Origin of the sequence: Flavihumibacter sp. ZG627, from assembly GCF_000814325.1 — a bacterium.
Lineage (GTDB): Bacteria > Bacteroidota > Bacteroidia > Chitinophagales > Chitinophagaceae > Flavihumibacter.
The window spans coordinates 1-26,920 of record NZ_JPHF01000014.1 but is presented as its reverse complement, the minus strand read 5'-3'; the positions used below and the strand labels follow the sequence as shown (position 1 = coordinate 26,920).

At 41.5% G+C, this 26,920-nt stretch carries 22 protein-coding genes and 1 pseudogene; 7 read left to right on the top strand and 16 right to left on the bottom strand.

What is annotated here, in order from left to right; translation table 11 throughout:
* From istA to HY58_RS17935, 4 genes are all read right to left on the bottom strand, one after another.
* A partial coding sequence (istA, locus tag HY58_RS17950) for an IS21 family transposase (RefSeq protein WP_172644683.1) occupies positions 1 to 1,305 on the bottom strand: 1,305 nt, incomplete at its 3' end.
* Between the two features lie 362 nt (positions 1,306 to 1,667).
* Entirely contained in the window at positions 1,668 to 2,228 is a 561-nt protein-coding gene (locus HY58_RS17945; protein WP_156123754.1) for a hypothetical protein, read from the bottom strand.
* Between the two features lie 26 nt (positions 2,229 to 2,254).
* Entirely contained in the window at positions 2,255 to 2,587 is a 333-nt protein-coding gene (locus HY58_RS17940) for an STAS-like domain-containing protein (protein WP_052324278.1), read from the bottom strand.
* A gap of 1 nt (position 2,588) precedes the next feature.
* Positions 2,589 to 3,620, bottom strand: a complete 1,032-nt coding sequence (locus tag HY58_RS17935; RefSeq protein WP_039135380.1) for a hypothetical protein — start codon at positions 3,618 to 3,620, stop codon at positions 2,589 to 2,591.
* Between the two features lie 143 nt (positions 3,621 to 3,763).
* Here HY58_RS17935 and HY58_RS17930 point away from each other — a divergent pair, with 143 nt between their 5' ends.
* The 5 genes and pseudogenes from HY58_RS17930 to HY58_RS19905 form a co-directional block, all read left to right on the top strand.
* A complete protein-coding gene (locus HY58_RS17930) occupies positions 3,764 to 4,387 on the top strand; it encodes a recombinase family protein (RefSeq protein WP_039135402.1) in 624 nt (207 codons plus the stop codon).
* Between the two features lie 103 nt (positions 4,388 to 4,490).
* Complete coding sequence (locus HY58_RS17925) at positions 4,491 to 5,594, top strand: AAA family ATPase (RefSeq protein ID WP_039135378.1); 1,104 nt, start codon at positions 4,491 to 4,493, stop codon at positions 5,592 to 5,594.
* Positions 5,591 to 7,942, top strand: coding sequence for a S8 family peptidase (locus tag HY58_RS17920; protein ID WP_039135375.1), 2,352 nt, complete (start codon positions 5,591 to 5,593; stop codon positions 7,940 to 7,942). Before HY58_RS17925 ends, HY58_RS17920 begins: the two co-directional genes overlap by 4 nt.
* 848 nt (positions 7,943 to 8,790) lie before the next feature.
* Positions 8,791 to 9,453: a hypothetical protein gene (locus HY58_RS17915; RefSeq protein WP_039135372.1), complete on the top strand. Its 663-nt coding sequence runs from the start codon at positions 8,791 to 8,793 to the stop codon at positions 9,451 to 9,453.
* Positions 9,450 to 10,009, top strand: a pseudogene (locus tag HY58_RS19905) (transposase); the annotation flags it as partial. The gene HY58_RS17915 and the pseudogene HY58_RS19905, both read left to right, overlap by 4 nt.
* A gap of 27 nt (positions 10,010 to 10,036) precedes the next feature.
* Here the strand turns inward: HY58_RS19905 and HY58_RS19095 are convergent.
* The 9 genes from HY58_RS19095 to HY58_RS19775 form a co-directional block, all read right to left on the bottom strand.
* The gene (locus HY58_RS19095; protein ID WP_052324276.1) at positions 10,037 to 12,970 is read right to left on the bottom strand and encodes a D-alanyl-D-alanine carboxypeptidase family protein; all 2,934 of its coding nucleotides are present in this window, start codon (positions 12,968 to 12,970) and stop codon (positions 10,037 to 10,039) included.
* Positions 12,971 to 13,005: 35 nt separating this feature from the next.
* On the bottom strand, positions 13,006 to 14,856 hold the full coding sequence (locus tag HY58_RS17900) for a S8 family serine peptidase (RefSeq protein WP_052324275.1): 1,851 nt from the start codon (positions 14,854 to 14,856) through the stop codon (positions 13,006 to 13,008).
* Between the two features lie 11 nt (positions 14,857 to 14,867).
* The gene (locus tag HY58_RS17895; protein WP_156123753.1) at positions 14,868 to 15,353 is read right to left on the bottom strand and encodes a hypothetical protein; all 486 of its coding nucleotides are present in this window, start codon (positions 15,351 to 15,353) and stop codon (positions 14,868 to 14,870) included.
* A 28-nt stretch (positions 15,354 to 15,381) separates the two neighbouring features.
* Positions 15,382 to 16,194, bottom strand: coding sequence for a hypothetical protein (locus tag HY58_RS17890; protein ID WP_039135363.1), 813 nt, complete (start codon positions 16,192 to 16,194; stop codon positions 15,382 to 15,384).
* A gap of 32 nt (positions 16,195 to 16,226) precedes the next feature.
* Entirely contained in the window at positions 16,227 to 16,700 is a 474-nt protein-coding gene (locus HY58_RS17885; RefSeq protein WP_039135360.1) for a hypothetical protein, read from the bottom strand.
* Positions 16,701 to 16,703: 3 nt separating this feature from the next.
* Entirely contained in the window at positions 16,704 to 17,498 is a 795-nt protein-coding gene (locus HY58_RS17880) for a hypothetical protein (protein ID WP_039135356.1), read from the bottom strand.
* Positions 17,499 to 17,591: 93 nt separating this feature from the next.
* On the bottom strand, positions 17,592 to 18,026 hold the full coding sequence (locus HY58_RS19780) for a LuxR C-terminal-related transcriptional regulator (protein ID WP_052324274.1): 435 nt from the start codon (positions 18,024 to 18,026) through the stop codon (positions 17,592 to 17,594).
* Positions 18,027 to 18,313: 287 nt separating this feature from the next.
* A complete protein-coding gene (locus HY58_RS17865) occupies positions 18,314 to 19,375 on the bottom strand; it encodes an aldo/keto reductase (protein ID WP_072037649.1) in 1,062 nt (353 codons plus the stop codon).
* A gap of 35 nt (positions 19,376 to 19,410) precedes the next feature.
* The gene (locus HY58_RS19775) at positions 19,411 to 19,803 is read right to left on the bottom strand and encodes a helix-turn-helix domain-containing protein (protein WP_216593832.1); all 393 of its coding nucleotides are present in this window, start codon (positions 19,801 to 19,803) and stop codon (positions 19,411 to 19,413) included.
* Positions 19,804 to 20,384: 581 nt separating this feature from the next.
* Between HY58_RS19775 and HY58_RS17855 the strand changes: the two genes are divergently transcribed.
* A complete protein-coding gene (locus tag HY58_RS17855; protein ID WP_039135347.1) occupies positions 20,385 to 21,176 on the top strand; it encodes a hypothetical protein in 792 nt (263 codons plus the stop codon).
* Between the two features lie 44 nt (positions 21,177 to 21,220).
* Here HY58_RS17855 and HY58_RS17850 read toward each other — a convergent pair whose 3' ends face one another.
* The 3 genes from HY58_RS17850 to HY58_RS17840 all read right to left on the bottom strand — a co-directional run bounded on the left by HY58_RS17850 (position 21,221) and on the right by HY58_RS17840 (position 24,380).
* Positions 21,221 to 21,703: a nuclear transport factor 2 family protein gene (locus HY58_RS17850; RefSeq protein WP_082022215.1), complete on the bottom strand. Its 483-nt coding sequence runs from the start codon at positions 21,701 to 21,703 to the stop codon at positions 21,221 to 21,223.
* A gap of 4 nt (positions 21,704 to 21,707) precedes the next feature.
* Entirely contained in the window at positions 21,708 to 22,955 is a 1,248-nt protein-coding gene (locus tag HY58_RS17845) for a DUF418 domain-containing protein (protein ID WP_052324273.1), read from the bottom strand.
* A gap of 252 nt (positions 22,956 to 23,207) precedes the next feature.
* Positions 23,208 to 24,380 carry a DUF1624 domain-containing protein gene (locus tag HY58_RS17840; protein WP_039135342.1) on the bottom strand — a complete coding sequence of 391 codons (1,173 nt, stop codon included), beginning with the start codon at positions 24,378 to 24,380 and terminating at the stop codon, positions 23,208 to 23,210.
* 299 nt (positions 24,381 to 24,679) lie between these two features.
* Between HY58_RS17840 and HY58_RS17835 the strand changes: the two genes are divergently transcribed.
* Entirely contained in the window at positions 24,680 to 26,887 is a 2,208-nt protein-coding gene (locus tag HY58_RS17835) for a TonB-dependent receptor domain-containing protein (RefSeq protein WP_052324272.1), read from the top strand.
* The last annotated feature ends 33 nt before the right edge of the window (positions 26,888 to 26,920 follow it).

The following is a 26,920-nucleotide window of genomic DNA, read 5'->3' as shown; positions in this document are numbered from 1 at the left end:
TTTAAGGACCTGTTCCATATACTGGTGTACAGCAGGACCAATGCCGGCAGCCTGTGCTAAAAAGTAGGTGGGTGTATAGCCTAGTTGTGTTGCATAGCTTTGGTGACCATCCGGCATGTGGCTTCCGGTGGTGGTAAAATCGTGTTTTTTATAGCTGCGCCTATGCAGGGCAATACGTTGTTGTAGAAAGTAGATCTCTACATAATCAGCATCATAGACAACGCTAACCTTTTTTCCAATGTATTGATAGGGCACACTGTAATGATGGTAGTTTTCACCGAGGGTGATGTGGTAGTTTTTCTGGACTTTAGCCAGTACCTGATGCTTTATGGCAAAAGATTCTGCTGGCAAGGGTTGCAGTAGCAGTTGCTCCTGCTGTTCAAATAACTGTTGGCGACTATGATCTTTAAGCTGGAAGAGCTTCTGGTTGTGGAAGTGCAGCTGTCGCGTAATGGCAGCATTGAGTTCGCTGATACTGGTAAACTGTTCATCACGAAGGGGTGCATAAATACGCTGGTAGGCTATTTTGACTTCATTTTCTACAGCACCCTTATCACGGGGTTTTGCCACCCGGGTAGCGAGTAAGGTAATATTGTAATGCAGGGACCATTGTTGCATTGCCGTGCTAAACTCGGGTTCGTACCGGCAGGATTTAGAGACCACCTGCTTCATGTTATCAGTTTTGAAGCTGTGGGGTACACCACCAAAAAAGAACAGACAGCGGTTCATGGCGGTAATGACTTGGGGAATACTGGCATTGGGCAGGGCCATGGCAAAGGTGTACTTGCTAAAGGGCAACACTGCTACCAATACCGGACAATTGATAAGCTCACCGGTAGCTTTGTCAACATACTGCATTTTATCACCGGCAAAATCAACCATAACCATGGCAGCAGGGGTATGCTGCAGGTGCATGGATGCTTGTGTGGTTCTACTGGCTTCTTTAAGCAGAATACAAAACTGCGTATACTGGTAATGGGAGGGGCATTCTTTTTTGTATTCCTGCCAGAGTAAAAGTTTAGTCACACCCGTACGTTTGAGTTCTGCCTGAAAGTAAGCCAGGCGTGCATTGAACTCAACCCTGCGGGTATTATCAGTAAAATCCGGCAAAACTGCCGGCTGATAAACGATAGCTGCAAGTTCAGCATCTGGTAATTGCCTGAGTTGTTCCCAGGATAAACATGATTTCTTTAGCCGCCTGGCATATTCAGTAGTGGGTTGTCTTGACAGATTAATTTCAGCAGCAATGGCACGAAGCGAGTAGTCCTTTTCCAGTAATTGAATCAATAATCGAATCTGTTGCATTGGAGTCACTTTATTGGCCATGCTTTTTTTGACAAAGCAAGGACATGAAAAATGGCCAACAACATCTCTCTGATAAAAGTGGTAAACTTTGCGCCGTATTGTCAGTTCAAAAACAGGTAAAGTGGTAAACTATGGGCTGAAACAAAATCAGCCAACCACATCAAAACTGGTAAACTTTGGACTGAAACGCTGGTAAACTCCTCTGAAATAAGTGGTAAACTATATAGTGAAATATCCATCAAGGTGCTAAAAAAACGCTTCTTGGTAGAAGGTTACCAATCTGGAACATCAATACACTATGCATTACATGAACAGATTTGGCCGATTCTGAAGGTTGTTTTACGAGGTTGTGCGGACGACTTTTAATATTTCAATACTGTATGAATTAATATTTTAAGGTGTCCCTCGAAGCTTGAGTATTGCTGATTATTTTCACGATAAAATCTGTCATCAATGGTTGTAAAAGTGGAGATCATTAGTGGCCCACCAGTTAAAAAATCCTTGTATGCATTATAAGAACTTAACAACTTTTGAACCTGTTTTTTTTCTGCACTGGGATATGAAATTTTCAATTGCTCTCTAAAAGTTGCGAGTTGTAATTCAAAAGTGTGAAAGATATAGTTAATATCATCTTTATCTTTCTGCGTAATTGTGCCTGATTCGAATCCACTTTTGATTTTTTGTTGTACCGTAGCTAATGTCGTAATCATTGATTTGATCTCTTCAGCCAAATAAGTTTTCACTGATTTGCTATCATCTATCCATCTTTTGACCAAAAGGGGAATAAATATACCGATACCTACTGTTGCACAAATATTTGCAACTTCAAACAACTTTACCTCTTTATTAAATGCCACCAATGGTAAGTCTTTCCACAAAAGTCCAGTCGCTAACCCGACAAGAATGCAAAGCAATAATGCCATTAAGTAAAGAAATTTCGTCTTTCCAGTCATTTTTTAATTGGTTGCTTTATTTCGTGAATAATTCGCTCAAGTCTAATTGGATTTTCATCAGACTTGAATTTGATATGTTTAAGAACTTTGTCAGAACCATAACTTATAGAAAGTTTACCAAATGAACCAGAAACAAATGAGGAAGGATAACCCCAAACACGGTCGAGGTCTATAAGTAGGATGTAGTTTTCATTCATTGCTTTTATAAACTTAGGTTCCAACAGCTTTTCAAGAAACTCTTCCCCAGAGAATTTACCATCCCTTTTATAACGCGCGCCTGGTGTATCACCAAAATCGTCCGAAATAATAATTTTATCTTTTATTTCCATTTCAATTGTTTTGTATTTCCCAGTAAAGAAACGTACCATGAAAATCGTACTGCAGTTCCTCTTTCTCCCCAGTTTTCACATTTATTTTTACATCATTTGATATTATGTAAAATTCTTTGAAAACGTTTAGTTTCGAGTGCTCAACTATCTGTGGAATACCTTTTCCTCTAATTTCATTGTCTTCATCCACTCTCGATTGGATTTTACCAGCGAGCAAATCTTCAACTAAGTTAATGTGCTTATGTAAAACACCCTTGAAGTAGTTCTTGACGAAATTTTGGAAGTAGGTTTGAAGTTCAATACTTTCAAAAATTCCCACACCCAGATCCAAAAATGAATAAGAGGTGATCGTTGAATTTGGATCATTATAAACATATAACCACCAATAAGTTTTGTCTGTACTACTTAATGTTGCATGATTGTTTGTATTAGACATGCATTCTATAAGTATATCATACAAAGGCTCGAAAGGATTTATTGTTCCAAATGTGTGTTTAATGCCAGCAATTGCAGCATTGCGAGCAATTAAGGGTTCTACTTTATAGTGGCGCTCTCTATGTAAGAAGTTTCCATGAGTTTTTACTTTTTTCCCTGTTGTATGAACAAATCGCTGAAAGCCTGATTGAGTAAATAGTTTATTTAGCTCAGGATCAATAGGATAATTACCTGAAATATAACAGCCTTGAACAGTTTTGCCATGATTTATTGAGCTTACGTGTAAAGCAATTGCGTCGGGTGTCAGCTTCTCTATCTCAGAAATATCAAATCTTACATTCCCTCCTTTTTTGAAAACTTGTTTTGCATCGTCAAAATACTTAAGCACCTCATTTGTATTCCTTATAAATGAATAATCTTTCGGAGCAGGAAGATTTACAAATTCTTTTGTAAACTGAGTCTTTGCTAATATTCTTGCTTCCTTTCTGAAGAGTAAGTTATTTTTCTTTCGTTTCTTCCACTTATATGTCTGTCTCTTATTCTGGTACTTGTTTCTACTTTTATTATGACTAATATGATTAGCATCGATTTTTCTCATTGACTTTGAAAATTAATAAATAATTCCATGTCATGTTATCAATCAAGGGTATATTCTATTTGTTGCAGCTTTCAGCTAAACTGGACATTTGGACCTGTTAGATTTCAGCGTTACTTTTATTTAACATTAAAATGATAACGGTCATGGCTACAAGATCTACAACAATTGGCTACTACTTACGAACGTCCCATTATCTTCAAAACATAGGTCGGCAAGAAGAAAAGATTGAGTCAGGCTGGAACGTGTACAAAGACGAGGGCGTAAGTGGTCGCGTCGCTTTTGAAGATCGGCCAATGGGTAAAAAACTGCTTCAAGACGTTAAGGCTGGGTTGATAACAGAAGTTCGAGTAGATACCCTGGACCGCTTAGGTCGAACAACTGAGAACATCCTTCAGACCATCCGCTTCATGCATAATTTCGGTGTCGGCATTCAGATCAAGAAAGAAGGCATCACCACTCTTGTGGATGGTAAAGAAAACTATGTTACCAAACTATTATTATCAATACTGAGTTCCATTTCAGAAATGGAATACATGCGACTAAAAGAACGCACCCTGGAAGGGATTGAGTTGGGAAAGCGGCTTGGTGTTTACAAGGGTCGACAAGTTGGGGCGATAGAATCTGAGGAAAAGTTTTGCAAAAAGCAAAAAGTCAAGAAGGTCAAATCTTTATTGGAAGAGGGTGTATCTGTCCGTAAGATCTGTAAGGTTTTGGAATGTTCTCCAAACTTTGTAGCTAAGGTTAAAACAAAGGTTCAGGTCGCTTGAAATTTGCGCTAAAACGTAATAATATTTCGAAATTCTGTAAAATTTATCACTTTATGTAGGTTATTATACAATTTCTGCGTAATTTGTGTCTTGAAATACTGATATGCAGACTGAATTTATTAAGATAATCGAAGGCGGATTGAAAGGCGACCCAAACAAGGTATTGAGTTACACAAAACTCTTAATCCAGAATCTGCGCAAAGGTGGTGACGATCGTACGGCCGATCGGCTTGAAAGGCTGATTTCTTCGCAGTCATCCAGTACTGTATTCCAAGATCAGTTAATCTCAGCTCCAGTAGATCAGGAAAGCAGGCTCACCATGGCAAATGTCATTATTCCTTCTGAGTCTTCATTTCAGGTCGTTTTTTCAGATGGCATGATGAATATGGTTGAAAATTTCATTGGGCTGGTGAAAAACAAAAGCTTACTAACGCAGGCTGGAATTGAAACAAGCACTTCACTTTTACTATACGGACCGCCAGGGTGTGGTAAAACGACGATGGCTCATTACATAGCTAAACAGCTTAACCTTCCTCTCGTTGTCACAAGATTTGATTCCCTAATTTCTTCTCTCTTAGGAAATACCGCTAAAAATATAAGAAGAGTCTTCGATTTTGCTTCGAGCAGACCGTGCATTCTTTTTCTTGATGAGTTTGATGCCATTGGTAAAGCAAGAGATGATCAATACGAGCTGGGCGAATTAAAACGCGTTATCAACAGCTTGCTTCAAAACATGGATGAGTTTCTTGCAGCAGGTAACATTTTAATTGCAGCAACAAACCACCATGAATTGCTTGATAAAGCAATTTGGCGTCGTTTTACTTACGTTGTAGATATGGGCAAACCTGATGAAGCCATTATCGGCAGCCTGGTGAAGAGCATATTTCGAAACATCGATAATCAGATTGTGAAAGATCAAAAGAAGTTTGATGCACTGGTTCGCAGTATGCAAGGACTTTCGTTTGCAGAAATAAGAACTGTATGTAATAATGCAGCTTCGAAATACATCATTCAGCGGAAGAAGGAGCTAACTTATGAGGATCTACTTACCGAACTGTATCTATTTGAGAACAACAACAAGTATGATGACTCATCGCTTGTGAAATACTTGGAGTCGCACGGTGTTTCAAGAGCTGCAATTTCTAATCACATGGGAATATCATACCGCCAGATAGTTAATCTTTCAGAAAAAAGTAGTCAGTCATGAAAAATTTGCCCATTAAAATTTTCCAGAAAAGGAAAATAACAGATGACAGAAACCCTGAAGGTGGGGGTAGCAACGAGTTACCTCAGTGGGCCAGGTTATCTGAACAAGAGTTGGAGCAACGCACAACCAGCATGATCCAAACATTGGATGCAGCAACTGAATGGCTTGAGAATAGGGGGGAGGCGAAAGAGTTTATACCAGCTGTACTTAAGCTTGAAATTCAAGAAAAAGCTATTGCAAAATCCCATCGAGGAGATATCGCAAAAATATTCAACGTCAATGACGAGCAGAACGTGATTGGTATGATCAATAGCAATCAACTCTTGGTGAAAGTCAATAGCGTCAACGATGTACAAGGAATAAAAAACAATATTAATGTTCCTGAAAGACATTTGAAGGGGATCGCTGCTATAACTGAGATTTCGCAGTTCAGGGCTGATGTTGACATCGACGAGGATAGAGTGGATGATACTCCATTGAGAGCTTCCTTAATCAATTACCAGAATTTCCAGTTGAATAATGCAGTATGCCGAGTGTTCGAATTTGAATGCGAGAGACTTGGCGTTGACTTCCGCAAAGTTAACTACACTCCTGAGCTCATTGTATACCGCTTGAGCAACACCACAAGCGATTCTCTGGAAAAGCTTCAATCTTTTGAAGCCTTGGAAACCCTTGCAGTGATGCCTACAATCGCTGTGAGCCTTGATGACCTTACGGATTCCATAGCGGATAGCATTCCTGTCAAATTTCCAGAAGAAGGTAAAGAGTATCCAACAATTGGCGTGCTTGATTCTGGTATCAGGGATATACCTCACTTAAAGCCTTGGTTACTGTCTGATTCATTTTCTAAGGTACCAGACGACCTAAAAGATGAAAGACACGGAACATTTGTTGCTGGGATCTTGGTGTATGGAGATCAGCTAAACAGTTCACATATTGTGGGGAATCCAGGTTGCTATTTATTCGACGCCGCGGTGATTCCTGATGAGAAAAAGGATAGAATTGAGGAAGCAGACTTGATTGAAAATATTAGAGAGGCTATCTCAACGAATAAAGATATCAAGATCTGGAACCTTTCATTGGGAACCAAAACCGAGGCAGAAAGAAATGCATTTTCTTTTTTTGGCATGGCCCTGGACCAAATTCAATTGGAGAATGACGTTCTCATTTGCAAGTCAGCTGGTAATTGTACCAACTTCAAACACGGTTACCCAGTGAGCAGGATTGCTAAATCTGCTGATTCGGTTCTTTCCCTCGTTGTGGGATCGATTGCACATGAGAAAAACTCCTTTGATCTCTCGGAGGTAAATCACCCTTCACCTTTTTCAAGGATCGGTCATGGGCCAGCATACATTCATAAGCCTGAATTATCGCATATTGGCGGTAATGCAGGGATTCACCCACATGGGTACACAGTTTATTCTGGTGTCAGATCTTTTACACCTGACGGCCGAATCGCCACTAATATTGGGACAAGTTTTTCAACGCCGAGAGTAAGCTCGTTGATAGCGGGAGTAAGTAATGTCATCAATGAACCATTTTCTCCCTTACTTTTAAAGGCGCTGGCCGTACACTCCGCAAAGTATCCTACTGGTCTTATGCTTCCACCAGAGGAAAGGCTGAAAACTATGGGTTACGGCATCCCTGATAATGTTGCGAATATCCTATACAACGATCCTCATGAAATTACCCTGATACTACAGGATACATTGGAAAAGGGACATTGGATCCAAATCTTGGATTTTCCGTTTCCAGCCAATATGGTTCATAACGGTATGCATTATGGGGAGGTAGTAATAACATTAGCAACCTTACCAATGTTTGCTGAAAAGCAAGGGGGTGAATACTGTCAATCAAACCTTGAGGTTAGGTTTGGTACCCATGAGGGAGTTCGGCAAACAGAAAGACCAAGAAACCCCGTCACTCACCAAAGTGGACAGAACTTACTAAGAGGAGCTCTTTATGGTGCGGGATACCGAAAAGGAGTAAGCGACGGATTTGCGTGCGAAAGGACGTTAGTTCAATATGGTGATAAGTTCCATCCAATTAAGAAATACGCTATCAATCTTGAGGAAATGACTCCTGCCAATGCTGCAAATCATTTAACTGCTCCCAAGCAATGGTACCTGGAGATTGAAGGACTATTTAGGGATTACATATGCGGGAGATGTGTAGAAGATGGTATCGCACTCAGCCAGGACTTCTGTTTGATTATTACCATACGTGATAGCAAGAAGCAGGTAAATGTATACAACACAGTATCAAACCTTCTTTCAACAAGGGGATTTGTGCATAACAACATTAGCTTGAAATCTGATGTTAGGGTAGATGTAAGAAGAGGTGTATAGGAATATGTTACCCTGAATACATTTGCCTTCATAGTAATTTGCCATTTCAAATCTCAATTGGTGAAAATCTTATTGTAATGTTTCGAGAAAACGGGACTCTAACTGTAATTCGATTAGTTTTACTACTATTATTTTGGGTCACAAATGGGTCACATTACTATCGAATAAGCCTTAAAGTCAAGCTGTAGCTAATTAGCGCACCTGGTTTGGGACCAGGGGGTCGCAGGTTCGAATCCTGTCTTCCCGACAACGCCCGCCAAAGCTCTTTAAGAGCGACGGCGGGCTTTTTTTATAATAACCTCGTTCACCATAATTGCATAATATTCTTCCCCTTAGATAAAAATTACTAATGCCATTGGGCGAAACTACATGCTGAATGATTGACTGTAGAGCAATTAGTAAGAATATATAAAGCTTCGGTCCAGAGACTATAATATTCGTGAAAGAGTGAGACCACCAAATACAGGCGTAAACTGATCGCGAAAATTACCTTAATGTAGTATTGCATAGCCCGCCTTTCATCATATATTACTGCCCAAAAGCAGCCTAACCCTTACCCACACCCTAACCAAGGGGAGTGAATGGGCGAAGCTGTAGAACGACCTTATTAAATTTGAAATGGTACGATCTGAAAAACGAAATGAGTTTATTGATATTTTAGTTGGATTGTCGCAATCGTTTTTTGGGATAGGTTGCAGCTAATTCATAAATGCAAAAGTTGCCTGAAAGCTTGATAAAAAATAACTTATGAACATACAAAGAAATAACGAATTAGCTCCCAACGATGAGAATGACAACATTGGACAAGTAGCTTACCGTTTAATGAGGCGCAGTTTAAGGATTTCATAGTGAGCCTTCTCGGAAAGCCACAAACAATCACAAAAAGATTTCATGGAACATTTGAGATAACGAAGGATAATATCATTTCACTATTTGAGATACTAAATCAGAGAGTTTATCAGCAAAATGAAGCTAAGCTTATTCAATTTAGAGCAACGATTTATTATGATGACAATTCGACCGTTACTTTGAATGGTTTTGACCATTTGGTTCATTACAATGAAACATTACCGATTGTTTCTAAAGCTATTCATTTGACTTGGCAATACTTAATAAAGTTTCGTGACAAGGCAACTTTTGAAAAGCAAGAAATAAACGTATCTTTTTTGACTGAAATGGATGGGAAAGTTTCATTAGACGAAGACATTGAAATATATCCTCATAACAATCAAGTTTATATCAGAATTCAACAAACAGCGAGAATTTGGGGCGCGGACATAGAGGGTATATTATCAAAACATCTAAAAACTATTGTATGGAACAATTCAAAGCTTTTCGAATTCTTTCAATATAATCCCGAGAGAGTACGAAATGCGATATCAGGACTTTTAGCTTTGATTACTTTGGGATTTGCAATTTATTATACAAATCTGAAATCCGGTAAGCTCCCCCAAAAACAGTACGGTTTATTTGTAGACGAAAAGTTTATAAATTTAAACTGTAAATTATGAGAAAGAGTCAGTTCAGTCACACACAGATTGCCAACATTCTCAAAGAGTTTGAACAGGGCAAATCAGTTGAAGAGATTCACCGCGATCATGGTGTAAGTAAAGCCACCTTTTATAAATGGCGACAGCGGTATGCTGGTATGGAAGCCAGTGAGCTAAAGCGTATTAAAGAGCTGGAAGAAGAAAATGCCCGGTTAAAACGCATGTATGCGAATCTGGCCATGGAGTTAGATACCGCTAAATATATCATTGAAAAAAAGCTTTAAAGCCTTGCGATAAACGAAGAATCATCTAGGAGCTCAGAGTGGAGCGCCCCAAAAACATCGGCAAGGCGTGTCGTGTACTTAAAATAAGCAGAAGCAGTCTGCAATATCGATCGGTGAAGGATGATAGTACTATTATCCGTCATTTGGAAAAATTGGCTGGAGACCAACCCATTGAAGGTTTTTGGAAGTATTATCATCGTTTAAGGAACCAAGGTGTTGTGATTAATCATAAACGATTACATAGGATATACAAAGATTTAAAACTACCGTTGAGGCGCAAGGTTAAAAAGCGTGGGGAGCCTTCACAACCCACTATAATGTCATAGGTTATTCTGCCGTGCTCTTTCAACAATAATGTTGGCATATTTTATCCATTCCCCTGTCCCCATTTCATCAAACCGGATATGATCCATGCATACTGGTCCATAAATCCTGCTAACCCTGTTTTTCACTGTCCCTTCCCCGCCATTGTTGGCGCCCAGTACAAATCGGTGTAAGTCATCCCCCAAAGGATAGCCCCAGGTTTGAAATACGCCCCGGTTAAGGCTTTGCCACTTTTTTTTGAGCAGCCTTGCCGCTCCCTGAATGGACTTTGTTGCATCGAAACGTTCGTCGCCATCAAAATCGAAATATTCTTTCAGGTATAATGCTTTCCGACGGCGGTGTTCCGATGTTTGTTCTTTTGAGGAGCCTGTGGAGAGTCCAACACTTTGCGCCTCCTTCATGCCTAACTGTGCAATGCCTGCAAAACCCAGGTTATTTACTGCAGTGGTGCTGAATCCAGACTCCTGTGCCAGCAATGATTTAAGTATTAATGGATCAAGCTGGTCCCATTCTGACTGGGCTGCCATCAGCGCCTGGTTAAAGTCGTTCTGGCGAGCCAGGTTCCTGGGAGTACCACCGTGCTTACGGTTCAGTATTTTTTCCTCCTCAGCAGTCCAGCTGGTATGTAATTCAGCTGTTGATGATGCTCGTTGTTCCGATAGTACAGATGGAAGAAGTTTCTCTGCACCAGACAATGCAGTTTTCAGATAGTTGATAATAGTGTTGACTGGCATATAAGTCAATGGTTCTTCCAGCACCTTCGTGCCTGCTTTTCCCTTTTCTACGCATTGATTCCTGTATTGGCGTAATTGTTGAAGCTGCTGGTCCATGGATGCAGGATCGCCGGCATATCTCCAGGCATTGAATCTGCCACGTACATCAATATGTGCAAAACCAGGAGCAAGGCCAATTCCAATATTGCATCCGTAAGCATCAAGGGCTGTACGAGCTATCTCAAGACCATTCATGCCATTGATCCGGATGTCTGCGGCTCTTCCACTCATGTGCTGGCTTTTAGTAGCCACATTTTTACTCTTGCTTTGTAATTGTTGATTATACCCGTAGGAGCGATAACCTGAGTTTATGTTGATGGGTTTCCCTGTTTTGTCGCGTATAGCCTGCAGGCATTTGATTAGTTCGGGATCAATGCGTGCTTTATCAAACAGTTTGCCACCGCTACGGGCTATTTCGCCCACCTGAATATTTTTGGACAACAAGATGTTTCGGTTGTTTCCACTGGTATCCAGCAGCGGATTGCCAGATTGATTGGGATCATAGTATTCATCCCCTGGTTCCTCTTGTCCCGCTGTTATATTAAGGGTATTCCCACTGGGAAATACGATCGTGTTTTCTGTTTCAATATCCGTTGTAGTTTCGTTTTCACAACAGCAGGTTTCCTGTTCATCATACTCTTTAGCGGTTATGCCAGGATTAACAATCAGTCTTTCCTTCAGGTAATGTGCCGGCACCCAGTCATGGCGTTTTTCCACAGAATTAATAGCGAAAACATTAGAGATCCCGGCTTTAGATGCTGCCAACTTCAATTGGTTTCCCTCAACAGCTGTTGAAGTATTTGGGATAAAGTACTGGTAAACTTTTTTATGGGGATTGGCCCTGGCCCATCCCAGCCAGGTCGCAGCATCAATACTGCTATACATACTGTCAAAACCCCAGCATTCACTTATGAGATCGGTATAATGATTTCCTGGTGATAAAACTGCAATCCGGCGCATGGCGTCACCGCCACCCGAGTGGCAAGCGAGAATGATGTTCTTAATGCTAATGGTTTTTCCACCAAGATGATGGTAACAGTGTTGATTAACACCTTCTGTTAGCCGTTCAATAAAATTACTGAAGCCTTCGGCGGTCACCAGGTTCCCCGCCTGTGATCGCGGGCCTAGTGTGGGTACTGCCAGGAGGAGGTTGCGGCCTGAATCGTTTAATATTTCCCGAAGGCCAAACTGGGGGAATCTGGTTACATCCCACCACCTATCAACTGATTTATCTTTTCCTAGTGCTGCACTTTTGTGACCGTGCAGAAATAGCAGGAGCTCAGTTTCTTCCGAAGCTTTAAAACCCAATGGGAGGTGAATGCCTGTTTTAGGTTCGGTAAGATATCGAACTGTTTTTTCCTTGTCGCCCCATTCCTTTCCAAGTGCAAGGGGGATTTTTACATAGATCGTTTCCAATGCGGGTGATGATTGCCGGTAGGGTGTCATTAAAATGGCATCCCCATTTTCTTCTATATCCTCTTCTGAAACCTGTTCCCTGTATTCCCAATGCCAGGGTTCGTCAATTTTTGTATTCTGATAAAATCCAAAGCCATTAGCATTTGATTTTAACCACTCCCATAGCCAGGTTTGTTTCCAGGCTTTCAGTGCTGCAGGTTTAGTGCTGTTTGCCAGCGTCTTTCCTCTTTCCTTATTCAGGAAATCTACGGCGATCCCATTCTGGTGATTACTAAATCCAGGTGTGGCGATACGGGCCCCGGTGTATCCTGCCATATACTGAATAGCTTCTGGTCCGTGTTTACCGCCCTTCATTTCTTCACGCTTTGCACTAGTATCATTATAATAAGCCGGAAAATATTTCTGCCATAATTGCAATTGTGTGGATGCGGAACGATAACCACTGGTAATACCTGTTACCACCTGCAGTTCAGCTTTTTCGATTTCAGACCGAACGGCCTCCAGCAATAGTTTACATGCAGCGGCAGCGCGTTTTTTTGCCCGGTGCCCACCTTCAATCACTGCCAGTTCATCAGATGGTATATCACCTATGAAACTACCCCTTGCGGAAGATCTCTTTACGCAGGTTTCGTAGACATCCTTCATGAATTCCAGCTGATCGTAGGAAGCTCCCGGCCAGTCTAATTTTGATGCCGGGATTGCTTCTTCTTCAATAATCAGTTCTTCAAATTCTATTGTCATGGTGCAAAGATTTGTGGGCCTGTGAATAGATATTATCAGCAGTGAGTTAAGGCTTCATCAGCCACAGAGAATTCATTAAGCCCGCACTCATAAAATTCACCGTTATCATACGCTGCATCGGGCAGCGATGATTCATTTTCTGAAGGTTTGGTTGTATGCGAATTAAACCATCTGATGGTTTGTTCCACTTTACCAGTGTCAATAACACCATACCCGCCTCTTAACTGTTCTGCGAGTTCTTTCCGGGGTACCATGCGGCAAGTTTTACATAGCATATTTCGCACATCATGAATAGATGCATCCTGATGGATTCCTTCCAGTAATAACGCGATGATACCTGTAACAAAAGGAGCAGCCATACTGGTGCCGCTCATCTTTGTCAGATGATTCATGCTGGCTGGCTGGTCAGCTGCAGTGGATTTTGCCGATAATATATTCAGGCCGGGAGCCAGGAACAGGGGCTTTATACGACCGTCAAGGGTAGGGCCGCTGCTGCTGAAAGAAGCAATAGCAGAAGCAGGGTCAGAGGAATCGTATGCTCCCACAACAATGGCGTTATTTGAATTACAAATGGTATTGGTAGTGGATGTATGTACAATATTTGCATCACTAAAAACAGACTGTCCATTATCAGCCCGTTCTATCCATGCGTGATACCTGCCATCGGTGATCTTTATCCCCTCCAGTTCCAGTATCCATTCACCAAGGGGGGCATTCGGGTAGAGGAAAATGTCGACATGGTTGCGACCATTATTCGGATCTTTGGATCGATGATAGATACGCCCTGCCACCTTATGCCCATCGTAAATAACAGCGGAATGATTCAATGCACAGGTAAAGCGTTGTTGTTTTCCTTTCCGCCGAAGGCAAATGGAGAATTCATCCCACCCCGAATACCAGACCTCCACTTCATTTTCAATGATCCTGGTGGAGCCCGTGATAAAACTTAGTTCCACTTTGTCCGCAGGTTTGATCAGTCCGGAGCAATGGGTACGTGACCTGAAATAGTTGCCTGTACTCTGGCAGATCACCGTATTATTGTTGTCTTCCAAAAACCGATCGATACCCATTTCAACCAGTGTGGTTCCATCGTGTGGCCCGCCGTGTTTTCCTACACTTAGATTGATGACCAGTTTCCTGTTTCCTGCTTTCTTTTTGATAAAGTCAATTGCTTCCAGGATGCTGACGGAATCGCCCAGGTTGTACTGACCTGAGGTGTTGCCGGTGCCAAGATGAACAAAAACAATCTCAGATCCGGGAGCTATTCCTTTATTTCCCGACCTTCCATTGGATGCTGCTATGCCCATTACATGTGTTCCATGCATGCCCTGCTTTTTCCGGTCGGTTGTGCCCGGATGGTAACCCAGCGAACTGTATGGGGTTGACGTTTTCAGGGCCTTATTGATGGCTTCGCGGGTATAATACCTGCCATAGCCATAAGGCTCAGGGCTCAGTTTGTTTCGAGTGGAGGATTGGTCCCATAATGCCAGCAGCCTGGTATTGCCATTACTATCTAAAAAATCAATATGTGCAAAATCACAACCCCAGTCAATGATACCGATTACCACACCTTTGCCGGTTAGAGCTGGAACAATTGAATTACCCTGGCCTTCCTGTAGAGGAAAAGTATTGTACATGGAATGTGCCGGCATGGAAAAGGCGTCGTTGAAAAAAAGGCGAGGTGCCTTCATGCTGATAACAAAAGGATGTTTGTATACGTCAGTAACATCCCGCCGTTTCAAGCGACAGGTTATTATTTCGCCAAAGCTGGAGATGACGGTAATTCCGGGTGGTATATTCTTTGGATGGTGCAGCCGGATTATAGCGTCGATCTCTTCACCGGGGTCAAGGTTTTCTCCAATCAGTTCGTGTAAGGCGGGATCCATAAAATGAACGATTAGGGATTAAATAAATCCTTTAATGATTCGAGGTTAACCTTTCCTTCCAGTACTTCCTCTCTTAGTTCGGGTTTTGCAGATAAGATCGCATTCCTGGTGGCCTCGCTCAATTCAAGGTTAAAGACCGGTGATTTAAGAACTGTATTGTTCAGGAATGCCTTTATATCATCACTAAGTCCATCCTCTTCAGCTTTTTCAGTGATGGTTGCCATCAGTTTACCAGCTTCATTTTTATAATCTGCAATTACCCTAAGTGCTGCATCGGTTGAAGCGGATAGTTGGCTGTTTGTAGTGGATAGATTGCTTGCCTTTTGGGCCTCGACTGCTTTTTTAGTGGAGAGATCTACTGTCAAAAAGCTGGCCATCGGATCCCGGACCAACATCGGGTATAGCATGGTTTTACTTTTTTCACTACTATCTGTAATGCCATTTTTTTTAAGATTATTCAATCCTATAGCCATGGCGAGCCAGTTCATGTTACTCATCATATTAAATTTAGCTTGTTGAAAAAATTTACTTGTTCATGGCTTCCATCATGAAATATAGCATCATTGGATTGCTGCCCATATCACCAAATCCTCCTTCGTCGCCCGACATGGCCATCATCATGAAAAGCATCGAATTGTCTGAAGAGGCGGAGGAGCTTACATTGTATTTGGTGCCATCAGCTTGTACGGGTGCAGCGCCGGAGGCGGGTTTTTCAAATTGGATGGACTCAAGTTTTGGTTGCATCAGCAGTGGCATCATCATATTCATCTGGTTCTGGCTCTTCATTTTAGCGATCGTTTTTTGCAGGCGATCGTTGCTGGCTCCAAGCTTAGTGATCATTTCATTCTGTTTTTTTGTAGCCATGATATGTTTTTGATCTACAGTTTTCACTTCCTTGCTAAGCCTGGTTAGGGCGAGGCCATTAGCATTGTTTGCATCGGCAACTTTTTTGATCTCACTGTTTATCCTGGCAATGGCGGATTGAAGAATGTTGATATCCTGCTTGGTAGCAATGGTGGCGGGTAATTTGAAAGGCAGATTTTTACCGGCTCCGGTGATGATTTGACCAGCCAGGTTAGAAGTGTTCTGGATACCTGTTGTTAAGGCGGGTACCGGGTTTACCCCAAGAACGCTGCCGATGGCAGTACCAACATTTTTAACAGCCCCCAACGGATTGCCTGTGAGTATGCTGCCAACAGCACCTACTCCTGATTTGATGGCGTTGCCAATGCTTCCCAGGATCGATTCGTCGTCGACGGAATAATTTTCATCGTGGTAGTAAACGTCATAGGATTCATCATCCCATGACTCGTCATTAATGCGGTATACTGTTTCCATTTTTGATGTTTTATATGATAAATAAAAGATGATTAGTTAGGGGTAGAACCAGTTGCACCATTGTAGGGGCTGTTGGTTACCGGTGTTTCATTTGCTGTGTGGTCCACCGTTTGGGTGATCCGCTGGATAAGCGGGTAGACATAACTGTTAAATGCTTCTTCGTCTATCATCATGCTGCCAGGAATTCCTTTTCCATGGCAAATCGGGCAGATCACATTTTCTCCCAGGCATTCGCAGGCGCCGAGCGCACGGGTAATCTTCCTGTAACGATGCACCATCCGTTCATTTTCCGTTTTCAGATCATTCAGGGCAATTTTCATGGCCTTGTTGATTTCCAGCAGATGCTTCACATCTTCAACGGCCTTGTTCAATGTAATTCTCCGGGGTGATTCACTACGCTCTTCCAACTGATTTTGAAGCATCATCCGAAAGAGGTTTCGTAATGCAGGGTTGCTGATTTCATTCAGGAATCCATTGATCTGTTCTTCCGTTAAACTGTATTTCATTTCTCAGGAATTAAGAAGATCAAGTATTAGTTCTGCTTCCTGGTAAACATCGAACGGGTCAATCAGGTAACGACCTTCAGTGTTGCGGGTGTATTCGGGAAAAACTGTTTCTGAGTTATCATCACCCGATGCATCGGCAAGGCTGGCTGCCAGGCCCGACAGTACTCCTAACACATTGGATGCAGACACTTGAGTACCCTGTGCTGAAACAGACGCTACACCATTGCCGCCAGCCAGATTACTCAATAGTTGTTGTACAACAGGAGATTGTGCCAGGCTGTTAAATGCATTCAGGAGCTGCTGTGGATCAGCAGAAGTTTTAGGGTTGGGTTGTGTACTAACTGTCCTGGGAGGCAACCGGGAAATTGTTTTCGCAATGGTAGCTGGTTTAACCGCAGGGGCTTGTTTTTGATGGGTTGCGGCAGGTTGCTGTTTTGCAGGTTTTGAAACAAGTGAACTAACGGCATTGATCACTTGTGGAGCCAGCTGGATTACGGCAGGAAGCGCCGCAAGCAAAGCAGGCCAAAACTCTTCAAGGCGATCCTGCATATATGATTCAACTTCATCATCAGACATGCCGATGGTTTGTAGGTTGATGTCATTTACGAGGCTTAAGAGGGTATTATCATCATCGGGAAAATCTTCTATGAAACTTACAGGATCATCGGTATAATCATTTTCTTCAGTTGTTTCATCAAACACAACATCGCTTATGTTTTCCACTTCTTGCAGAAGAGACTCATCCGCGTACACAGAAAAATATCCCTCCGGCCACATGGCTGCTTCCGGGTTATACATACAACGTATTTAGATGGTAAGAAAAATTATTAATCAAAACTACATTTGTATTCTGCAGTTGTCAATCCCGATAAAGTGTGATTTTTTAGAGAACTATGAAGTCTGTGTCTTAAAAAATTTCATGATAGCAGCTGTGTTCCGCGATCCTGTTTTTTCAAGTATATGTTTACGGTGGCTCTTAACGGTTTCAAGACTGATGAATAAACGATTGGCGATTTCCTTATTGGTTAGGCCATCAAACATGAGGTTCAGCACTTCAATCTCCCTTTTAGATAGCAGGCTGGAAAAACCAGGGTGCACTTGATTGTTAGGTGTGGAATCTTGTTCTATGCGAACGGGGTACGCCTGTACTGTTACTTCCAAGGCATACCCGGAGCGCTCCTTGCGTATAGACTCGAGTATATCAAGGATATTACGGATGAGCAGTAATTGTTCATTCAGGTTCAGCTCATGCTGTGTAAAACATGGATCGGAATGATCCTGTCCTTCCTTAATGGCATTAACCGAAAGTTTGATTGATTCAATCACAGTTCCATGAGTTTAAGCATATCAGGAATAATGGCGTTACAAAAACCATTATGCAATAACAATACATCAGAGGGGTAACTAAAAAGGGATTGGAAGCAAGGTAAGCCTAAATATAAATTCGTTTAACCCGGATTTTTCCCGTGGTCCAATTGGTGCTTTTACGAAAATTATGCAGGATTTACTGATGCGTTCTTTTGTATTCTTCTTTATCATCAACTGTGTTAGCTGCCTGGTTACATCAAGTATTTGGGACTTATTGTTATTTGTGTCCAATACTGATTTCATAGTTACATATTTTTTGGTAACGGGCTTTTGCCATGTGTACCAACAGAACTTGTACCAATACTTACACCAATATCATGTGCCGCTGCCAAAGCTTCAGGAACACGGTTGCCAAACACCTTTACGTTGGCAAATGCTCTTTCTAGTTCCTGCATATCTTCTGCTGTAAGTTTTACATTTATGGTTCCAATGTTTTCCTGCAGGTGTTTTAAATTGGTTGTACCGGGAATAGGAACAATGAATGGCTTTTTTGCTAACAACCAGGCTAAGGCAACCTGTGCCGGCGTTGCTCCCTTAGCATTTGCCATTGCCTCAAGAATATCAACGATGGGTTGATTAGCAATTATTGCTTCTTGTGTAAACCTTGGAAACCTGGCACTGAATCTCATATCATCTTTATGAAACTGATGGCCGGGTTTTATTTTTCCTGTTAAATATCCCATTCCCAGAGGGCACCAGGGCACAAATCCTATTCCTAATTCTTCGCATGCCGGTAATACTTCGTGTTCGGGATCTCTGGACCAAAATGAGTATTCGTTCTGAACAGCTGTTAAGGGATATTCTTTATGTGCTCTGCGAATAGTGGCAGCCCCTGCTTCCGATAATCCAAAGTGATTTACTTTACCTTCCTTAATCAAGTCTGCAACGGCTCCTGTAACATCTTCAATAGGAATATTCGGGTCAACCCTATGCTGGTAAAGCAAATCAATATGGTCAGTTCTTAATCGCTTCAGCATTCTCTCTACGTTTTGCCTGATATAATCAGGGTGGCTGTTCATGCCCAGTCTTTCGCGCGTAACAGGATCAATCTCAAAGCCAAACTTAGTGGCAATGACAACATCTTTTCTGAAAGGCGACAAGGCTTCCCCTACCATTTCTTCACTATAAAACGGACCATATACTTCTGCAGTATCAAAAAAGGTTATTCCACTTTCATAAGCCTTGCGAATTATTTCTATCGCTTTGGCTTTGTCTGCAGGCGGACCATATGATTTTGCAATATTCAGGCACCCAAAGCCAAGGGCAGTTACCTCGAGTGTGACCAGATTTCTTTTATCGATCTTCATAGCTTTCAAGGTATTTATTTTACTTTGAATAAATCTTACGCCAATCGGTTCCTGAATTCACTTGGCGTTACACCCAACAATTTTTTTACGTAACGAGTGAAAAAGGAACGGCTTGAAAACTCCATTTGATTGGCGATTTCAGCAATGGTTAGATTTTTCTTTTTCAGCAGTAGTATAATTCTCTCTTTGGCGTACCGCTGTATCCATTCCGATGCAGTAATATCCGTATTTTGTTTACAAACGTAATTCAGATGCTTTGCTGTAATATGCAGCTGATTAGCGTAAAACTGCACTTCGCGTTGTTGCATACAATGTTCATTTACCAATTGCATAAATTGCTCGTACAGCGTTCCGCTTTCTACAGTGCGTTTCCGGCGTTCATATTCAGCCGCAAAGATATGCCACATGTCAAAAAGGAACAGTTGCATCTGCAATTGCAGTGTTTCATTGTAAAACCGATGTCCGGATTCCAGAAATCTTTTATTCAAAAGTGAAAAGTTCGAAACGACTTTTACTTTGTCATTTTTATGGTACAGGTGCAATATAGGATTTGCTCTGGAATGTAATATGACATCAATACTCCAGATCTGGTCAGGAATATTATTGTCCAGAAACTCTCTTTCCACAAATAAAACATGCGCTTTAAAATTTGTTGAAAAGGACAGATCTGTCAATTGGCTATCGGCAAACCAAAATACAAATTCACCTGCTTTGGCTGAATACGATTTATGATTAAAAACAAAATTGATACAGCCCCTGGTACAGAATATGTGGGTATGAAAATGCTGCAAAAAGTTTTTTGGAAACTTCACATTCCCGGATGATTCAAGCAAGATGACCTTCTCCATACGTAATATTTGAAACTATATGCGTAATAAGTGTACCATTTAGCCTATAAAGGTACGGTACCTTTGCATAGTAAAGATTGTAAAAACAGTGTTGCCTGAACAAATAGCAGATGTAGAAGTTAGAAAAGCGAATGAAGGAACTTTAGTATAAAACAGTATTCATGAATAAGATCAACCGGCGTGTATTGGTATTTGTTTTGTTAATAGCGGGTCATTATTCCTTTGCACAGGTGCCCGACAGTTCACAAAAGGAGATGACGTTTTCAGGCTCCATTGGCATTACCAATAACGCTTTTTCCATTATTCCCCTTTTTTCTCTAAACAGTCCTTCCGCAATCTTCTTGCTCTCGTGGAGGAAAAGCAGATTTAGTATTGAACCTGATATTCGGCTGACGCTTGACGGTAGAAAAGGTAGTATGCTCTTTTGGTTTCGTTATCGTCTTATTGACAAGCAAAAATTCAGTCTTCGGGTGGGTACACATCCCGCATACAATTTTGCGTTAAGAGAAATTACAGAGAACGGCGTTACCACCAAGATAACACAGGCGAGACGTTTTATAGCCAGCGAGGTGGTTCCCAATTATCAGATTAAACCCAACTGGAGCGTAGGCATGTATTATTTACAAGGCAACGGTTTGCAGAAAGACGGGCCACGCACCAGCCATTTTGTAAAGTTGAATACCAGTATTTCAAATATCAAATTGAGCCGTGATGTCCGGTTTCAATTTATCCCTGCCATTTACTATTTATATGTTGATGGCGATGACGGAAATTACTTTACGGCCACCGGTATTTTATCGCATAAAAACGTGCCGTTTACGCTTCAATCTACCATTAATCAAACATTCAGGTCAACAATTCCCGGAAATAAAGATTTTCTTTGGAATGTTACGCTTACCTATGATTTCAATAAGATTTTTGTTAGGAAACAATCACCCGAGCTGCTTCCATAAAATAAGCGGCCGCCTGTTGCTCCCATGTTTTCCTGCTGGTGTTTTTACAATGGCGTTCCCTGAATAGACACCAACAACCATTGCCCATTCTCTTTCACCCACACATCATACCACCGCATCCGCCGGTTTTCGTAAGGCACTCCCTTGCGGGTTCCCTTTGTAACGGTATAGAAAGTAATAATTGCCGTTTGATTGTTATTATAAAACTGTGCACGGAAATCATCCAGGTAAAGTGAATCCATGGTTTCTCCTGCCTGCTGTCTTTTTACTATTCCGGAATAAATACCTGCTATTTCCTGCTGCCTGTTTTGAAGCTTATGAGCATAAACAGCAATAAAGTTGTGGTGCATCACACTGGCAATGCTAGCCGTATCTAACCTGAATTCTGCCGTGATAGCTTTAAGTTCCAATTCTTTTATGATTTGCGCTTCCGCTTCCGGGCCGGGCGATTTACGATTGCCGTAATTTGATGGTGCGCAGGAAAGCAGTACCATAAGCGCTGGCAACAAATAAGAATAAATATTCATGCAGCTATTGTTTTTTGATGGATGTTTTTAAAGCGAGTCGTTTACCATAAGTCAATTGCCGCCAGATCCACTCCAGAGGGCCATATTCAAAATAACGAAACCAAATAGTGCTGTACAGTACCTGCAGGATGTAGGTGGCTATGGCGATTGGAAATAAGTAAACAAGTCCGAAATCTTGTCCCAGGCCCAAACCCAGACTGTAAAAGAGAGCGAGGGAAATCATTGTTTGCATCAGGTAATTGGTGAGGGCCATTCTTCCGACAGGGGCAAATACATTCAACCAGCTTACGCCTTTTGCTTTTATCCAAACCAGGCAAATAAAAGCTACATAAGCCAGTGATAATGGCACCACGCCAAAGGCATAGGAAATGGTATCAGCCATTCCCCATGCATTTTTATAGATACTTTTTTCATCGCCTTCAAAATATGCCATGGCCATGCTGAACGGTAATCCAATAACAAATCCCCATAACAGTAATTTTTTTAGGAGATTCCTATGCTGCACCAGATTTACATACATGCTGTTCCTACCCACATAAAAACCGAGCAGGAACATGCCCAGTACCTTGGGTATCCGGTTGTTATTAAGCAGGAAAGAAAAGCGGTACAAATAAGCCGTTTCCTGGTAAGTGCGCCATTCATGCCATCCGCTGCCCTCTTTAAAAAGATAGGTGCGCCAAGCCTCGCCAGCAATACCATTTTTCGCATCCCAACCTTCGGCAAAATGTTGCAACGAATCACCCGGCCCCCATTGCAATCCCAACCTGATTGTATCTATCAGTATTGGGGAAAGAAGGAAAAGAGCAGCCCAAAGTAGCAGGTTTTTATTACTGCATTTTCTAAACAGGGGCAGTACCAAACCAATGAGTGCATAGAGAACAAGGATGTCGCCTTCCCAGATAAAAAGGATGTGAGTGGCGCCTATAAACAACAGTACACCCAGTCGGCGGTAAAATATTTTTAAAGGATTGATGCCCCTGGCTTCATTTCGTATAAGTATGATGGAAAATCCAATTCCAAACAGCAATGAAAAAATAGAATAAAATTTTCCTTCGATAAATACGATTTGTAAGAAATTCAGAAGACGGTCTGTAGGATAGGTACTTAGCTGTTGCCGCATCGCTTCTGTCATATTTCCATAACCGGAAAAGCCATAGATGTTGTTCAGCAGGATGCCGAATAAAGCCAATCCGCGCAGCACATCCAGTATCTGTGCTCTTTCTTGTGGTTGTACTGGTGTGATGGGGTGCATTACAAAGCTGAAGATTGTTTGTACATGATTGTTTCATTGGCTCTGCTCAGAAGCACTAAAGCAATAATCCCTCAGCCATAAGTGATAAAGATAACCTGAAAACCTCGTATATCAAATACAACTCAATGCAACTCAACGGGGCCAGGCGTTATTGATGAAGGTTAAACAATATGAGATTTGGCTTCTTGATATTTAGTGCCAGTTTTTATCATTAAAAACCTGTTTTGGAATACCCAACTGATGCAGTAGGTTTTACAAATAACTCAGCCACCATTTTTCTTTGTTTGCCTGTTTATAGGCATCAAACATTTTGCATAGCGGATACAGCAAAGCGATAACCAATATCCAAACCAGGTAAACGGTAAACAAATTAAAGCCATATCCTTTTAATGCTTCAACTTTTGAAATGTGGTTGAGTAAAATCATTGATTGCCAACCAAATCCAGTAAGTTCAGCAGCCAACAGTGCCAGTATATGAATGATATAAAGATGCATGATATAGTAGAAGAATGGTACCCGGCCAAATACAGAAAAGAAATTAACGACTTTGCCTTTTAGGTTTTCAGCATTGGCAAGGAAAAGAAAGGTTCCTCCCAATGTTACCAACAAATACAACAACGAAGGTGGATACTTGCTAACATTGAAAATTGACATGACTGTCTTCCATGTATATCCATAGTTGGTCCATTTCACAGGGTCGCCATAAGCATGTATCGCTATCAGAAGAAAGAAGAGTAATATGCTGCCTAAGCCCAGGGCGTTCAAAATTCTCTTCCTTCTGAAGGCGTCAAAACTCTTGTCATATAACGGCCCGAAGCAATAACCTAATGACATGACCGCTACCCAGGGTATGATAGGATAACCAACAAGGATAGAATGGGTTCCATCACTCCAGAGAAGACCACGCTGATGCAGGAGCGACCAAAGTATATTATCTTTTATATGAATGATATCCAACAAGTTGTGCCCGAAAATGACAATTATGCTAAATAGCAGGATGATTTTTTTGGGTAGATGGATAAGTCCGGCCAATACTATCATACTTATGCCAAGCACCCATATTACCAATAATCCGGTACGCCTGAATTGAGGGTCAAAATACCATGCAAAAGACACAATGGTTATTTCGATAAAAATTAACCAGATCCCGCGTTTGAGTAAAAACACAGATAATTCAGAGGGTGATTTTCTTCTTCCGATCAAAAAGGCAGAAAGTCCCGCCAAAAAACTAAACGCAGGTGCACAAAAATGAGTGATGAATCTTGTAAAGAAAACAGGCAGTGTTGTTTGGTTTATATCGGTTGGATTAAAAAAGTGTGCAGAATAATGAAAATAATCCCTTACATGGTCGAGCGCCATGATGACCATGACCAATCCTTTTAACATGTCAAGAGATTCTATCCTGGGTTTTGAAATTGTGGGCATAATTTCTACCTGTTCAGGTATTAAATATGGTCAGTATATCTGCCTGACCGCTATACAAATTTCGCCTGTTAATCACATTTTTGTGAGGAGAAAGGCGCTTTTAAACCCTACAAATTCATCATCCCATAGGACAAATTCTTCGGCATTGGGATAAATTCACCGCTAGAGGCCATTCAGATGCTTCAGCACCATGGCGACCAGCCCTTTAGCAGCCTTTTCCGGATTCCGTAAATAGTTTTCCCAAATGCGTAAAGGCTAATGCTTTGTGATAATGCAAATTGCAGCCAAATTAAAGGCTAATGGGAAAGAAAGGTGTTTTAATAGTTATAGCTCTGTCAATTTTTAGTTTTGCAAAAGCGCAAACAGAGGAGAAGATGCAAAATGCTGACACAGTACATATAAAGTATTTGCCGGATGTAACTGTGGTTGGCAGGAACAGTAAAAGCGATTATCAGCAAATGCCGGAAGTTGTGGGTACAAATATTTACGCCGGTAAGAAAAATGCGCTGATCGTATTGGATAATGTACAGGGAAATGTGGTAACCAATACCATGCGTCAGGTACTTGCAAAAGTGCCTGGTATCCATATATGGGAGAGTGACCCCAGCGGTATTCAAATTGGAATTGCTGCCCGGGGATTAAGTCCTAACCGCAGTTGGGAATTTAACGTGAGGCAAAATGGCTATGATATCGCAGCAGATCCTTTTGGTTATCCTGAAGCATATTACAATCCACAATTGCAGGCGGTGCAACGTATTGAAGTTGTAAGAGGGCAGGGCTCTCTGCAGTACGGTCCTCAGTTTGGCGGACTGGTAAATTATATTTTACGTAATGGTAGTGAAATCAATAAACCTTTTGAATTAGAAACACAGCAAACTGTGGGTAGCAATGGACTTTTTAATAGTTATAATGCTATAGGCGGTAAAAAAGGGAAGGTTCATTATTATAGTTTTTTTGACCATCGCAATGGTGATGGTTGGAGAGAGAACAGTAAATACTATACCAATGCAGGTTATGGAACAGTAACCTACAATTTCAGTTCTAAGTTTTCATTAACTGCTGAACTGATGCGTTCTCATATCCGCAGCCAGCAACCCGGTGGACTAACAGATGCACAAATAAAACAGGATGCGCAACAAAGCTTCCGCAGCCGCAACTGGTTTGATATTAAATGGACTACACCTGCATTAATCGCCAACTATCAGATCAATGAAAAGACCCGCTGGAATACCAAGCTATTTGGTACCATTGGCGACAGGAACAGCGTAGGTTTTTTGCAGCCGATAACCACAAAAGACAGCATTAATGCATCAACGCTTACCTATAATAACAGGGTTGTTACGCTTGACCAGTACAGAAATTATGGACTGGAAAGCCGCATCATAACTGATTATAGCATCGGTAAGATGAAAAACACCTTTTCAGGCGGCATTCGTTTATACACCGGCACTACCACAAGGCAGGCAGATGGTAAGGGAACTACCGGCACAGGATATGATGTAACGGTATCAGGCAACTATCCCAGGGATATAGAATTTAATTCCAAAAATGCTGCTGCTTTTGCAGAAAATATTTTCCGAGTTACAGATAAGTTATTGATCATTCCCGGTATTCGCATTGAGTGGCTGGAGGGTTCTTCTTCAGGTCGGAACGGATACAATGGAGGTGGTGAAGAAATAATCTTGCAAAATATTACCCGCGGCCGCAGCTTCGTATTAGCTGGTATAGGAACAGAGTACCATGTTACAAAAGCTACGGAACTATATGCAAATATTTCACAGGCATATCGTCCCATTCAGTTTGCAAATCTGCAGGCGCCGCCAACAACGGATGTAGTTGATCCCAATTTGAAAGATGCTAAAGGTTACAATATTGATTTAGGCTATCGGGGTAAAGTGAAAAATTTTATCCAGTTTGACGTAAGCGGTTTTTATTTACAGTATGATAACCGTGTAGGTACAGTCTCTGTTAGCGGAACTCCATCCTACCGTCTTATCACTAATGTTGGCAACAGCACCAGTAAAGGTTTTGAAGGTTACCTTGAATTCAATCCCATCAGGGCATTTACCAAAAGCAATCATACTGATCTGATCATTTTCGGATCTTATGGATATACAGATGCCAGGTACAGCGGCGACCAAAAAGATGCTAATACAAAAGGTAATAAGGTAGAGAATGCGCCTGCCAGTATTTTCCGGGGTGGGATAACCGGCGGTTATAAAGGATTTTTAGTAACTGCACAGGTGAGCAGTGTTGGAGAAACATTCAGCGATGCGAATAATACTGTTGCTGCCTCTGCTAATGGAAATACAGGATTAATTCCATCTTACACAGTAACTGACTTAACAGCTACCTACAAATTTTCAAAAGGATTAAATCTTAAAGCGGGAGTAAATAATCTGTTTGATGAAAGATATTTCACACGTCGTGCAGGAGGCTACCCCGGGCCGGGAGCTTTGCCGGCAGATGGAAGAACAGTATTTATATCGGTAGGTGCGAAATTTTAAAAGAGAAAGCGTCCACCTACGCTGAAGCTTCGG